The sequence below is a fragment of the Pseudolabrys sp. Root1462 genome (assembly GCF_001426945.1).
GTDB lineage: Bacteria > Pseudomonadota > Alphaproteobacteria > Rhizobiales > Xanthobacteraceae > Pseudolabrys.
This window is the reverse complement of the sequence record NZ_LMFS01000001.1, coordinates 1,184,101-1,196,444: the sequence shown is the minus strand read 5'-3', so window position 1 is coordinate 1,196,444 and position 12,344 is coordinate 1,184,101. Positions and strand designations below refer to the sequence as shown.

The window sequence follows — 12,344 nt, the reverse complement described above, 5'->3', positions numbered from 1 at the left end:
TGTTTCTTAGGTATTTCGGTATTTATAATTATCGTCGGTTGTCTAGTACAAACAAGAATCTCCTGCGTTGCAGAGCCGAGCAAAACGACGGTAGCTAAATACAAGACAACCGAATCGCGAGCAGGACCGCGACGCGACACCCGACCGTAGAATAAATAGACGGCAGACAAGCGATCCGTCACCACCACCCCGATTTATCGCCCGCGCTCAAACCAGCAGATGAATTTATAAATACGGCTTTCAGTCGCCACACCAGGAGCCGATACGAGGTCCTGCGATAGTGCGAGTTGGCGGAGCGCCGAACGCGTTGCCGTCTGAGAATGCGGACCTCAATCCATCGCGGCGACAACATGCGATCATCGACCGGCATCGATAATCGCGATATCGACGCACAGGCGAACACGGCAAAGCGCCACCAAGCGGGCACGGCGGCCAGGAAGACGATGGCCCTGCCGGGGGGTCGCTAATTTCAGCGGCGCGGGACGATTGCGTTGGCGCCGCTTCCTGACTATTTGCTGTTCGTGCTCCGCTGCTCCCGCGCGGCCTTCTTTGCTGCGCCCTTCCCGAAAGCCCTTCATGCCTGACGCATTAGAACTCCTCAAAACCCGCCGTTCGGTAAAGCCAATCGAGATGGCCGGCCCCGGTCCGTCCGATGCCGATCTCAACACGCTGCTGACGATAGCGTCCCGCGTGCCTGATCACGGCAAGCTGGCGCCATGGCGTTTCGTGGTCTTTGCCGGTGATGCCCGTCACGCCGCGGGAGACCAGATTGCCGCGGTGTTTCAAGTGTCCCATCCGGATGCGACCGGCGACCAGCTCGAGTTCGAGCGCCGGCGTTTTGCCCGCGCCCCGTTGGTGGTGGCGGTAGTCAGCCGCGCCGCGCCTCACGCCAAGATCCCGGAATGGGAGCAACAACTGTCGGCGGGCGCCGCCTGCATGAACCTCGTTACAGCCGCCCATGCCCTTGGCTATGTCGCGAGCTGGCTGACCGAATGGCCGGCTTACGACCGTGCGGCGATGACGGTGCTTGGCCTCACCGACCAGGAGCGCATCGCCGGCTTCGTCTATATCGGCAGCACCACCAAAGCGCCGGAAGATCGCGACCGGCCCAGCCTCGACAGGATCGTCACTCATTATCAAGGAGCCGCCCGCTGATGTTCTACGAACCGGAGAAGCGCGATCGCACTTTACTGCCCCACGATCCATTCAAGGCGATCATCGCGCCGCGTCCGATCGGCTGGATCACGTCGATGAACGCCAAGGGCGAAGTTAACCTCGCCCCTTACTCGTTCTTCAACGGTATCTTCAGCAAGCCGAACATGGTGATGTTCTCGAGCGAGGGCCATAAGGACTCCGTCGCCTTCATCGAGGAGACCGGCGAGTTCGTCTGCAACCTCGCGACTTACGACCTGCGCGAACAGATGAACGACACCTCGGCGCCGGTCGTTCGCGGCGTCAATGAGATGGAGCGGGCGGGCCTGGCGCCGTCCCCGTGCCGCATGGTCAAACCGCCGCGCGTGGCCGCGAGCCCCTGCGCGCTGGAATGCAAGATGCTCAAGATCGTCAAGATGGACGCGCTCGACGGCTCGCCGCTCGATTGCCACGTCGTTTTCGGCCAGGTGGTCGGCGTGCACATCGACGATCGCTTCCTCAAGGACGGCATTTTGGACACGGCTGCCATGCGCCCGATTGCCCGTTGCGGCTATGCCGACCAATATTCCGTTGTCGATCAGATGTTTTCCATGTTTCGGCCGACGAAGTAGCCCCGCCCCCTCATCTTAAAGTATTGAACTCCCAAACGTTTGGAGAGTTACCTTGAACGGGGGCTTAACCTTACGGTAATCGCAGAGGCGCACGCTGAACGTGTCACGGGACGGTCACACGACTCCCGTCTTCGCCATGCGGCAGCGAATTCCTTGTCGCCGTGGCGCGCCCGGCCGGACAATATGGCCGTGCCCGATGGAGATTTGACTTGGTGTTTGAAGGTCTCTTTGCGCGCAAGAATGGCGGCGACCGCGCCGCCGATGCGACCGCGGCTCCCGACAAGCCTGACAAGGTGCGCCCGAGCATCGGTCTCGCCCTCGGCGGCGGCGCGGCGCGCGGCTTTGCGCATATTGGTGTCATCCGGACTTTGGCCGCCCACGGCATCGTCCCCGACGTGATCGTTGGTACGTCGATCGGCGCCGTGGTCGGCGGCTGCTATGCGGCGGGTCAACTCGACAACCTCGAGGAATGGGCCCGCAGCCTGTCGGTGCGCAGCATCCTCAGCTATCTCGACATCAGCCTGTCGGGCTCGGGCCTGATCGGCGGCGGCCGCCTCGCCGGCAAGATGAACGAGCAGCTCAAAGACACGCGCATCGAAACATTGCCGGTGCGCTTTGCCGCCATCGCCACCGAGTTCAATACCGGTCACGAGATCTGGCTGACGCGCGGCCGCTTGGCCGACGCGTTGCGCGCCTCTTACGCCCTGCCCGGCATTTTCCCGCCGGTGAAAATCGGTGGGCGCTGGCTGGTCGATGGCGCGCTGGTCAATCCGGTGCCGGTGTCGGCGGCGCGCGCGCTGGGCGCCCGGGTCGTCATCGCGGTCAATCTCAATGCCGATTTGTTCGGTCGCGGCACCATCATCGCCGATCATGGCTCAGATCAAAGCGACGAGCCTCCGCCGCCCGGCGATCAGCTTCACGGCCTGCGCGCCGTGTTCGGCCGCGAGAAATCGCTGCGCCGAAAATTGTTTGGCGATCACGGCCGGCCCGGCATTCCGACGGTGATGGTCGAAGCCTTCAACGTGATGCAGGATCGCATCACGCGCGCGCGGCTCGCCGGCGATCCGCCCGACGTTCTGATCAGCCCGCGGCTCGGTCCGATCGGCTGGTTCGACTTCCACCGCAACAAGGATGCCATCGCCGTCGGCGTCGAAGCCGCCGAGAAGGCGCTCGAAAACGTCACCGAGGCGCTCGACAGCCTGTCGCAACCTTACGACGCGAACGCAAACAGCGGCGGCAAGTAAGCCGCCGTTGCCCCTGCGCCGCCTCTCACATCAGGCGGTCTGGATGTAATCGCGCATGGCCGCGGCGTCGGTCTCGATCTCCTGCACGCGCATCTTGACGATGTCGCCGATCGAGATGACGCCGACGAGTTGCTCGGCCTTCAACACCGGCAGATGGCGGAACTTGCCGGCGGTCATACGCTCCATCAACTCGGCGATGGAATCGTTCTCGCCGCAGGTCATCACGCTGCGCGTCATCACCTGCCCGACGGGGAAGTCGAGTGCCGCCCCTCCGCTTTCGGCCAGCGCGCGCACGATGTCGCGCTCCGACAAAATACCGGCAAGACGCCCGCCGGCGCCGCGGATGACCACCGCGCCGATACGATGTTTGCTGAGCAGCTTCGCCGCCGCGGCGAGCGTCGCCGTCGGCTCGATGCTGATGATGTCGCCGCCCTTTGCGGCCAGGATCGTCTTGACGTTCATGACAGCCTCCTGACTATCCCGGAAGCTCGATGACCACGCGCGACGCTTCGAGTCCCGGGTCCAATGTAACGATCAGGCCGGCACGGCTGTTCCGTCAAGCGCGAACTTGACGCACACATTGCGCTGCAGCGCGAAAAATCGGTTCAATGCAATGCAATATCTTCGCGCGGATTGAGATCGCTGCGAACCGGGTCGAACCACGAAAACAGCAGAAGCCCCGCTAGGAAGCCGCCGATATGCGCCTGCCAGGCGACGGCCTGATCTTCGCCGCCGAACACCGGCGTCGACCACATGCCGAAGAGGATGTTGACGCCAAACCAGACGCCGACGAAAAGCAGCACGCGTGCGTCGCTCAAGACGCCGATCAGCGACAATGCCGGGACGCGGTAGGCGTCCTCGTCGTTGGTGCGCCACATGCCGCCGAGCGGACCGCCGCGCTGAAAGGCAAAGCGCATCGACGCCGCCATCGCGCCGGAGATCGAAGCGGATGCGCCGATCATCGGCGCGACCGATCCGGCGTTGGTGAGCAGATGCATGCCGGCGCCGGCCACGGCGGTCACCGCGTAGAACGCTAGGAAGCGCATCGTGCCGAAACGCCGAGCCACCGGCGTGCCGAAGGCCATCAGCCACACCGCATTGACGCCCAGATGCATCCAACTGCCGTGCAGGAATGAATAAGTCACGAAGCTCCAAATGGCCGCTCCAGTGCCGCCAGGCACGGCGCCGCCGAGCACCGGCGAAGAGTCATAGCGCGCCGGGATGAAGGCAAAATCGATGAGGACGTGAATGTCCTGATCCTGCGTCAGCACCCACTCACGCACGCCGTGGATGAAGGCCAGCACGCCGAGCAAAGCGACGATGACGGCGGGGAGATTGAACAGCGGTTCGCGTTGCACCGGGGGAACTTTCGAGGGCCAGACGTGAGTTAAGGCCTTAACCGTTGAGCCGCAAGCGCACCTTTCGCGATTTTAACGCTAATGCGGGGCGGAGTGACCGCCGCGGGCGCCTCGGCACGCGCCCTGCTCAGCACACCCTGTCGCAACGATTTGCCGCCGTCATTGTCCCGATCGGGCACAGGAGAGGATGGCAAGCGTGTCGCGACGGAACAGGGTGCCGCGTCATGAAACATCCATCCTCGCAGGCCGTCTACGCGCACTGGAACGAGCGGCGCGGCTCGCGCCCGGCGCCGGAGCGCGCCGAGATCGATCCGGCGGCCATACGCCGTGCGCTGGGCGACACCATTATCCTGGCCGCAGACTTCGTCGAGACCTGGCGGTTCCGCCTCGCCGGTACCCGCGTCTGTGCCTTGTTCAATCGCGAGATCAAGGGCGAGAGCCTGGCCGCCTTGTGGCGCGAGAGCGATCAGAAGACGCTCGCGAAGCTGACCGAAACCATCACCGCCGAGAAGGTCGGCGCCGTCATGGGCCTCGTCGGCCGCACAGCCGACGGCGCCGAGGTCGATCTCGAAATGCTGATGCTGCCGCTCGCTCATACGGGTCACGCCCGCATCCGCGGGCTCGGCGTGCTGGCGCCGCTGTCGCCGCCCTACTGGCTTGGCAGCAAGCCGGTAACCGAACTGAGCCTCACCGCGCTCCGCCATATCGGACCTGAGATCGACGGCTTCGGCGCGGGGCTGACGCTGGCGCCGGCACAGGCGCCCCTACTGACCGAAACCGAGCCGCCCGCATCGAGCGAGGCTGGCCGCCGACGCTACGGTTTCGTCGTCTATAGCGGCGGCCGCGAAGTTCCACCGGAGAAAGTCGGATAACGAACCGTTAAGACAACCGCCATAGGTTCGAGCTTCCAGATACCAGCTCTATTTGAGCTTGCCTCCCCATGGCGCTGCCTCTGACAAAAGTGAGAATTCTGCCGCTTGCCGAAGAACGCCGGCGGCATCAGCGCGTCAAGGTGAACCTGCTTGGCCGCTATATGCTGGCCGACCGCAATGAATATCCCTGTCAGGTCGTCAATATGTCGCCGGGCGGCATGGCCCTGATCGCGCCGGTCGTCGGCCAGCCCGGCGAACGCGTCATTGCCTATGTCGATCATCTCGGCCGGCTCGAAGGCCAGATCGCCCGGCTCATCGAGAACGGCTTCGCCATGACGATCTCGGCGACGCCGCGCAAGCGCGACAAGCTCGCCGCCCAGCTCACCTGGCTCGCCAACCGGCAGATGCTCAATCTGCCGGAAGACCGCCGCCATGGCCGCTTCACGCCGAAGAACCCGCGCGCCCGCCTGATCCTGCCGAACGGCCAGAATATCGGCTGCCGCGTCATCGACCTCTCGGCCTCGGGCGCGGCGGTTGCGCTGCCGCGCGACATGCTGCCGCCGGTCGGCTCGGCCGTGACCATCGGCAAGACGGCAGGCCGCGTCGTCCGTCACATCGACGACGGCTTCGCCATCGAATTCAACCGGCTGCAGCACCCGGACTTCATCGAAGACAACGTCACCGGCGAGTAGTCGCCCGCTGCCTTGCGACTTCAGCAAACGCCGTGGTCCCGCCACGGCGTTTTTCTTTGCCCGCCCCCTTCGTCGCAGCACGGCGAAAGTCGCTCGGTGCTGCGGCGCGCATTCGGCGACGTTGCGGCATGGTGAATTCGTCTTCACGGTGATCGCTAAACTTGCGCCGATTTCGAACCCATCCGAAGCCTTGATTTGCCTGGGGAAAGCCCCGGCTTTCGGCTTCGGAGCCGCAGCCACAGGGTTAAGGCGCTTCAACCAACGACGTCTTTGTGCGCGATTTATCAGGCAAAATGCGGCTAATGCTTCGACTTTTAATCAAAAGCCGAATACTCGGATTTTATTCGAATTCGTCTTCACATTTAGAAGTATTCATCTCTTGTTTTACTACAGAGCGATTTAAACTGCGCCGTTCTACTTAGCGGCGACGCAAATCATCTTTGCGAGTGTTGGCCCCGGACGGATTGGGAAGGGACAACACCATGAATACCTCAAGCAAAGGCGTCATTCGCCTTGCCAATACTGTGGCGATCGCCGCCGCTGTTCTGGCTTTCTCGACGTTGACGAGCGCCGCTGGGGAGCGGCTCGCCTCGCTCAACGCCGGCGTCGCGACGCAGAGCGCGATCTATGCCGCAGTCGGCCCCGCAACCCGCGCGCCGATCGGCTGGGTCGATTTCTGTCACGAATACAAGGGCGAATGCGTCACCAAGGCATCGGCCCCGCGCGACATCGTCATGACTGCGAAGACCTGGGACGACCTGATCAAGGTCAACAACTGGGTCAACCAGACCATCAAGCCGATGACCGACATCGAGCACTGGGGCGTGGTCGAGCGCTGGAACATGGGCGAGGACGGCTATGGCGACTGCGAGGACTATGTCCTGCTCAAGCGCCACATGCTGATCAAGGCCGGCTGGCCGCGCGAGGCGCTGCTAGTCACCGTGGTGCGCGACAAGAATGACGACGGCCATGCCGTACTGACGGTGAAGACGGACCGCGGCGAATTCGTGCTCGACAATCAGGAAGCGCAGATCCTGCCTTGGACACAGACCGGCTACAAATTCATCAAGCGGCAGTCGCAGTCCGATCAGAACATCTGGGTCGCGCTTGGCGAACCGCGCAATGCTCCGGCCACGGTGTCGGCGCGCTGACGACGAAGCGGGGAGCTTCGTCTGAACTGAAACGAACTCGGTAGGGATACGCGTCCCCGGTCACGTCCCCACCCTCCCCGTCCCCAGACCGGGACGCGCGCGGCCAGCCTCCCCCAAGGCTGGCCGCACTTTTATGGAAGGCAGCAGGGGCCTCAATACCAAGGCCTTGCAGAAGCGTGCGTGACGGAGATCGCCGTCAGATGTTTACGAGAGCACTCGTTCGCCTAGGCAGCGGGATAGCCCAGCACGGCGCGTATTTTCCGCCCAAGCTCCGCTTGTGAGATGGGCTTTTGAATCAGATTAACGCCCGGATCCAAGCGGCCATGATGGACAACCGCGTTCCGGGAGTAGCCGGTCATATAGACGACCTTCAAATCAGGCCTCAACTGACGTGCGTCGTCGCTAAGCTGCTTGCCATTCTGCCCCGGCATAACAATGTCAGTCAGCAGTAAATCGACGCGCCGGTCGCTGGCCAGTACAGCTTTGGCCGATCGCGCATCACCACAGCTAATCACATTATAGCCGAGAGTCCCCAAAGCCTCCGACAGATATGAGCGGAGATCGTTGTCGTCTTCGACCAGCAAGATGCTTTCGCCGTCATTAGATCGGACCGGCGCGGTATCGGCATCTTGATCATCCAGAACATCGCCGAACAAACGCGGAAGATAAATTTTGACAGTCGTTCCCTCGCCGGGCTCGCTGTATATTTTAATATGACCGGCCGACTGTTTCACGAAACCATAAACCTGGCTGAGGCCGAGACCCGTTCCTTGCCCAGGTTCTTTGGTCGTAAAGAACGGCTCGAACGCGCGATTGCAAACCTCTGCGTCCATCCCCGCCCCGTTGTCACTTACCGAGATGGCGACGTATTGACCGCGTGTCACTTCGGGATTGAGGCGAGCATACTCGTCATCAGCATAGACGTTTGACGCCTCGATGGTGAGTTTACCGCCCTCCGGCATTGCGTCGCGTGCGTTGACCGCCAGATTGACGATAGCCGACTCCAAATGGGTAGGATCGGCCTCGATCGTCCAAAGTCCTGCAGCGCCAGCGGCCTCAATTTCGATGTTTTCGCCCAGAGTCCGCTGGAGGAACTCGGCAACGTTCGAAAGATATTTGTTGAGATCAATGGGCTTTGGGTCGAGAGCCTGCCGCCGAGAAAATGCGAGCAAGCGACTTGTGAGCGCCGCTGCTCGGCGCGCGCCGCGCATAGCATTCTGAAGAGACCGCGACAGCGAGGCACCGCCAAGTTTGCCGGCCTGCGTCTGCGCCATCTCCAGATTGCCAATCACAATCATCAGAAGATTATTGAAGTCGTGGGCAATGCCGCCGCTTAGCTGCCCTATCGCCTCCATCTTTTGTGCGGCTGCGAGCTGCTCCTGCACAGCCTTGAGTTCACGTTGCGCCTCATAACGTTCCGTCATGTCGCGCGTAACTTTGGCGAAGCCAACGAAATTCCCATCATCATCGTCGATACGGTCGATGACAACGAGGGCCCAGAATTTTGACCCATCTTTCCTTAGTCGCCAGCCTTCGGCGTGGTACTGGCCACGTCTTCGCGCCGTTTCGAGTGCGCTCGCGGGAATGCCGGCCGCCCGATCCTCTTCAGTATAAAATGCACTGAAATGCCTGCCGATAATTTCGGCGGGCTGATATCCTTTAATCCGCTCTGCCCCGACGTTCCAGGTCGCAACATGGCCGGTCGGGTCAAGCTGAAAGATAGCGTAGTCTACGACAGATTCGACCAACCGGCGGTAGCGCCCATCACTCTCGGAAAGCTCGTGGCGTGCCGCGAACTGGTCCGTAATATCTCTCGTGATTTTGGCAAATCCGACCAGCTCACCAGTCTCTTTGCGGATGGCATCGATGACAACCATCGCCCAGAAGCGAGATCCGTCTTTGCGGACCCGCCATCCTTCCGCATGAAACCGGCCAGTTTCAGCCGCGGTCCCAAGGGCGATTTCCGGCACGCCTGCGGCCCGATCCTCTTCTGTATAGAACTTGCTGAAATGCTGACCGAAAATCTCATCCAGAGAATATTGTTTCAGCCGCTCGGCGCCTGCATTCCAACTAATCACACGACCGTCTACATCGAGCATGTAGATCGCGTAGTCGACCACGGCGTCGAGCAACAGCTGAGGATCGAAAGGTGTCGGCAAAAATGGATACCTGCCAATAAATCTCTAATTAACGCGTTCGCCCAGCCGCGGTTCCCGCGCAAGCTGCGACCCCATTCCGCATTTCAATAGATATATCGCGGAACGATATTAGGCACCAGCCCATTATAGCGACGCTCGGGGCCATCGGCCCGCTTCGATTTGAAGTCAAACCAGGTTCGTCGCTCCGAATGCAGATCGATTGGTTTTGGCCTGCGCAGGCGCTGGACGCGGTGCTGGGTCTTTCCGCCGACAAAGCGCAAGAGCTCAGCGTCCTTCAGAGTTGTGCCCGCGCCGTCGTCGTATTCGCCGTTCTTATTCTCTACGTCCGGATAGCGAAGAAGCGATTTCTGAGCTCCGCGACCGCATTCGATATCATTCTACTCATTATAATTGGCTCTATTGCCAGCAGGGCCATATCAGGCACGGCCCCATTTATCGCGTCGCTCGCCGGCACCCTAACGCTCGTCGTCGCCCACTGGCTGCTTTCTTATGATTCACGGGATTGGCCCAGTCTGAGCAACCTAATCAAGGGCCACAGCACCAAGCTTATCGAACGGGGACGGGTGGACAACGCCGCGCGACGGCAGGCTCACATATCCAATGACGACTTGGCAGAAGATCTGCGTACGCACGGCATTGAAAGCCCGGCGGAGGTGAAGGAGGCCCGACTGGAGCGCAGCGGCAAGTTGTCAGTTATCTCAAGAAGGAGAGCTAGTGTGAGATGCCCGTCGAAAATGTTCGGAGCAAAATAAGAACGCCGCTTAGCATTTGAAATAAACGCGCGCGGCCAGCCCTCCCCCAAGGCTGGCCGCACTTTTTTAAAGAAGCGATTAGCCGATGCGCTTCAAGCCTTCGGCATATTCTTTCGAACGCTTGACGTAATGCTCGGCGCCGCCGCGGATCATCGCAATCAGCTTGTCGTCGAGCGTGCGGATGGCGCGAGCCGGCGAACCGACGATCATCGAGTTGTCGGGGAAGGTCTTGCCTTCCGTGACCAGCGCGCCGGCACCGACCAGACAGTTGTTGCCGATCTTGGCGCCGTTGAGCACGACGGCGTTCATGCCGATCAGCGAATTGTCGCCGATGGTGCAGCCATGCAGCATGACTTGATGACCGATGACGCAGTCCTTGCCGATGGTCATCGGATAACCCATGTCGGTGTGCAGCGTGCAGTTGTCCTGGATCTGCGAGCGCTCGCCGAGCTCGATCCATTCGTTGTCGCCGCGCAGCACCGCGCCGAACCAGACGCTCGACTGCCGCTTGAGCCGGATACGGCCGATCAGCACCGCGGTCTCGGCCACCCAGTATTCGCCCGCGCCGGGAAACTCCGGCCCCTGTCCGTTAAGTTCGTAAATCGGCATGTCGCACTCCCTATTTGGAGCGCGAGTTAGCCTATGAGCCGCGAAAAATGGAAGAGCGTTGGAACAGATTTCGAAATCGCGTTCGCAGTGCCGGAACGCGGAATGGCCTAAACGACGCCGCAGGCGCGCAAGCTCATAACCAGCACCTGGCCAGACATCAGGCTCCAGAAGCCGGCGATCAGCGTGGCGATGAACACGAACTGGAAGCGGCGGCCTTCATGGCGCGAGCCCATCAGCGTGTTGCGCATGATCAGGAACGGCGCGGCGACGATGAGCAGCGGCACGGCAGCGAGGGCCTGGACGCTGGGACCGGTGGTCAGCAGCGTGAAGCTCGGCAGCCGGCTGGTGGCGAGCTGGTAGGCCGAGCTCAACAGTCCGGCCATGGCAAAGCCGAAAGCCAGGACTACAAACATCTGCACGGAATGCGGACTCATGAACGCCTCAACGCGTGACCGGCCCGCAAGTAACCAGTTGGATCGCGGGCTCGCCAGCCAATCCTTAACGGATGGTTAACCCCCTTCACGAATCGTTAACCAAGGCCGTGGCACTTGGGAGGGATCGACCCCCGTTGAGCTGCCGAGACCCCGCCATGGCCACCATCGCGCACCACCCCGTTTCGCGCCGCCGGGGCCGGCGCCATCCGCATGCGGGCCCGCTGTTCGCGCCGGTCACCTTTTTCGTGGCGGTGTGCCTGTTCGCGGCGGCCTATGTCGCCTACGTGCTGTGGCCGCGCTGGCCCGATGCCCCGGTCGCGGTCGATGCGCCGTCGATGCCGATCACGGTCGGCGGCACGGTTTTCAACATCGAACCGGCCGCGGTCCGCATTCCGAGCGAGCGCCATGCCGGATCGCAGAGCCGCGTCGATGTCGCCTATCTATGGCCATCGCTGATGCCGCCCGATCCCTCGCTCAAGGTTATCGACGGCCAGCCGGTCAATCCCAATGAGCGCCTGTTCGCGCTGATCGTCGTCGACGACGGCGCCCTGCCGGTCAGCGAACGCGTGCGAACGATCTATCCGCGTTATCTGGCCAAAGCGCCGGCCGAAGCGCCGGAAGGTCTCGTGGTGCATCCGTTCCGCGGCGACACGCCCTATGCCGGCGAAGACCTGGTCTATGAACGCACCGCGCCCGATCGCTTCGTGGCGCGCTGCTCGCGCCACGGTATCGGCAATTCCGGCATCTGCCTGCTGGAGAAACGCGTCGGCTCGGCCGACGTGACGTTCCGCTTTCCGCGCGAGTGGTTGAACGACTGGAAATCGGTCGCCGCCGGCATCGACAAGCTGCTGGCGCGCTGGCGGCCTGCCGCCTGACGACTTACTCGCCGATGTCTTCGAGATCGAAGTCGAGGATCGGCAGCTCGAGAATGTAGGACTTGCGGCCGCGCTCGGCTTCGAGGAACAGCACGCCGAGGAAGTCTTCGCCGATATAAACCTCGAGCGAATCCATCTTCTTCGGGCGCGTCACGACGCGAATTTTGTCGTTGTCGAATTTCTTCCGCAGATAGGCATTCAGCGTCGGGATCGGCTGCATCGCCGGATCGTTCGACACCTGGATCACCATGCGGAAGTTATATGACTTCTCGCCTTCGTCCTCGTCGGTGGTGAGTTCGCCGAGATCGTCCTCGCCGGCAAAGACTTCAGCCACATCGTCGGACTTCGGCACGACGCGAATGGTCGGGTTGCCGAAGATCTTCTTCAGATAGGCGTCGAGTTTCGAGACTTCCTGGACGTCCACCGGACAACTCC

The 12,344-nt window shown here is 61.8% G+C and carries 14 protein-coding genes; 8 read left to right on the top strand and 6 right to left on the bottom strand.

Annotation, left to right across the window (positions count from 1 at the left end):
• Positions 1-576 precede the first annotated feature (576 nt).
• From ASD45_RS05735 to ASD45_RS05725, 3 genes are all read left to right on the top strand, one after another.
• Positions 577-1,155 (top strand): nitroreductase, encoded by a 579-nt coding sequence (locus ASD45_RS05735; protein ID WP_056910609.1) that lies wholly within the window; start codon positions 577-579, stop codon positions 1,153-1,155.
• A complete protein-coding gene (locus ASD45_RS05730; protein ID WP_056910608.1) occupies positions 1,155-1,763 on the top strand; it encodes a flavin reductase family protein in 609 nt (202 codons plus the stop codon). Before ASD45_RS05735 ends, ASD45_RS05730 begins: the two co-directional genes overlap by 1 nt.
• A gap of 293 nt (positions 1,764-2,056) precedes the next feature.
• Complete coding sequence (locus tag ASD45_RS05725) at positions 2,057-3,007, top strand: patatin-like phospholipase family protein (RefSeq protein ID WP_056912610.1); 951 nt, start codon at positions 2,057-2,059, stop codon at positions 3,005-3,007.
• A 30-nt stretch (positions 3,008-3,037) separates the two neighbouring features.
• Here ASD45_RS05725 and ASD45_RS05720 read toward each other — a convergent pair whose 3' ends face one another.
• Both ASD45_RS05720 and ASD45_RS05715 read right to left on the bottom strand, forming a co-directional pair.
• Complete coding sequence (locus ASD45_RS05720) at positions 3,038-3,469, bottom strand: CBS domain-containing protein (RefSeq protein ID WP_056910607.1); 432 nt, start codon at positions 3,467-3,469, stop codon at positions 3,038-3,040.
• Positions 3,470-3,612: 143 nt separating this feature from the next.
• The gene (locus tag ASD45_RS05715; protein ID WP_056910606.1) at positions 3,613-4,365 is read right to left on the bottom strand and encodes a rhomboid family intramembrane serine protease; all 753 of its coding nucleotides are present in this window, start codon (positions 4,363-4,365) and stop codon (positions 3,613-3,615) included.
• 224 nt (positions 4,366-4,589) lie between these two features.
• Here ASD45_RS05715 and ASD45_RS05710 point away from each other — a divergent pair, with 224 nt between their 5' ends.
• The 3 genes from ASD45_RS05710 to ASD45_RS05700 all read left to right on the top strand — a co-directional run bounded on the left by ASD45_RS05710 (position 4,590) and on the right by ASD45_RS05700 (position 7,080).
• A complete protein-coding gene (locus ASD45_RS05710) occupies positions 4,590-5,237 on the top strand; it encodes a PAS domain-containing protein (RefSeq protein WP_056910605.1) in 648 nt (215 codons plus the stop codon).
• Positions 5,238-5,305: 68 nt separating this feature from the next.
• Entirely contained in the window at positions 5,306-5,929 is a 624-nt protein-coding gene (locus ASD45_RS05705) for a PilZ domain-containing protein (RefSeq protein ID WP_056910604.1), read from the top strand.
• Positions 5,930-6,411: 482 nt separating this feature from the next.
• On the top strand, positions 6,412-7,080 hold the full coding sequence (locus ASD45_RS05700) for a transglutaminase-like cysteine peptidase (RefSeq protein WP_056910603.1): 669 nt from the start codon (positions 6,412-6,414) through the stop codon (positions 7,078-7,080).
• 224 nt (positions 7,081-7,304) lie between these two features.
• On the opposite strand, the gene ASD45_RS05695 is transcribed toward ASD45_RS05700, so the two are convergent.
• Positions 7,305-9,239, bottom strand: a complete 1,935-nt coding sequence (locus tag ASD45_RS05695; RefSeq protein WP_280136399.1) for a PAS domain S-box protein — start codon at positions 9,237-9,239, stop codon at positions 7,305-7,307.
• A gap of 188 nt (positions 9,240-9,427) precedes the next feature.
• On the opposite strand from ASD45_RS05695, the gene ASD45_RS05690 reads away from it, so the two are divergent.
• Positions 9,428-9,991, top strand: coding sequence for a YetF domain-containing protein (locus ASD45_RS05690; protein ID WP_056910601.1), 564 nt, complete (start codon positions 9,428-9,430; stop codon positions 9,989-9,991).
• A 78-nt stretch (positions 9,992-10,069) separates the two neighbouring features.
• Here the strand turns inward: ASD45_RS05690 and ASD45_RS05685 are convergent, their stop codons facing one another.
• Entirely contained in the window at positions 10,070-10,600 is a 531-nt protein-coding gene (locus tag ASD45_RS05685) for a gamma carbonic anhydrase family protein (protein ID WP_056910600.1), read from the bottom strand.
• Positions 10,601-10,707: 107 nt separating this feature from the next.
• On the bottom strand, positions 10,708-11,034 hold the full coding sequence (locus tag ASD45_RS05680) for a hypothetical protein (RefSeq protein ID WP_056910599.1): 327 nt from the start codon (positions 11,032-11,034) through the stop codon (positions 10,708-10,710).
• Between the two features lie 155 nt (positions 11,035-11,189).
• On the opposite strand from ASD45_RS05680, the gene ASD45_RS05675 reads away from it, so the two are divergent.
• Positions 11,190-11,909: a hypothetical protein gene (locus tag ASD45_RS05675; protein WP_056910598.1), complete on the top strand. Its 720-nt coding sequence runs from the start codon at positions 11,190-11,192 to the stop codon at positions 11,907-11,909.
• 4 nt (positions 11,910-11,913) lie between these two features.
• On the opposite strand, the gene ASD45_RS23955 is transcribed toward ASD45_RS05675, so the two are convergent.
• A complete protein-coding gene (locus tag ASD45_RS23955; protein WP_244485212.1) occupies positions 11,914-12,333 on the bottom strand; it encodes a DUF3126 family protein in 420 nt (139 codons plus the stop codon).
• Between the last annotated feature and the right edge of the window lie 11 nt (positions 12,334-12,344).

Excerpts from the sequence above, each read along its gene's own strand:
- ASD45_RS05700 (WP_056910603.1), top strand. The coding sequence starts at position 6,412 with ATGAATACCTCAAGCAAAGGCGTCATTCGCCTTGCCAATACTGTGGCG.
- ASD45_RS05735 (WP_056910609.1), top strand. The coding sequence starts at position 577 with ATGCCTGACGCATTAGAACTCCTCAAAACCCGCCGTTCGGTAAAGCCA.
- ASD45_RS05730 (WP_056910608.1), top strand. The coding sequence starts at position 1,155 with ATGTTCTACGAACCGGAGAAGCGCGATCGCACTTTACTGCCCCACGAT.
- ASD45_RS05675 (WP_056910598.1), top strand. The coding sequence starts at position 11,190 with ATGGCCACCATCGCGCACCACCCCGTTTCGCGCCGCCGGGGCCGGCGC.
- ASD45_RS05710 (WP_056910605.1), top strand. The coding sequence starts at position 4,590 with ATGAAACATCCATCCTCGCAGGCCGTCTACGCGCACTGGAACGAGCGG.
- ASD45_RS05685 (WP_056910600.1), bottom strand. The coding sequence starts at position 10,600 with ATGCCGATTTACGAACTTAACGGACAGGGGCCGGAGTTTCCCGGCGCG.
- ASD45_RS05705 (WP_056910604.1), top strand. The coding sequence starts at position 5,306 with ATGGCGCTGCCTCTGACAAAAGTGAGAATTCTGCCGCTTGCCGAAGAA.
- ASD45_RS05690 (WP_056910601.1), top strand. The coding sequence starts at position 9,428 with ATGCAGATCGATTGGTTTTGGCCTGCGCAGGCGCTGGACGCGGTGCTG.
- ASD45_RS05680 (WP_056910599.1), bottom strand. The coding sequence starts at position 11,034 with ATGAGTCCGCATTCCGTGCAGATGTTTGTAGTCCTGGCTTTCGGCTTT.
- ASD45_RS05720 (WP_056910607.1), bottom strand. The coding sequence starts at position 3,469 with ATGAACGTCAAGACGATCCTGGCCGCAAAGGGCGGCGACATCATCAGC.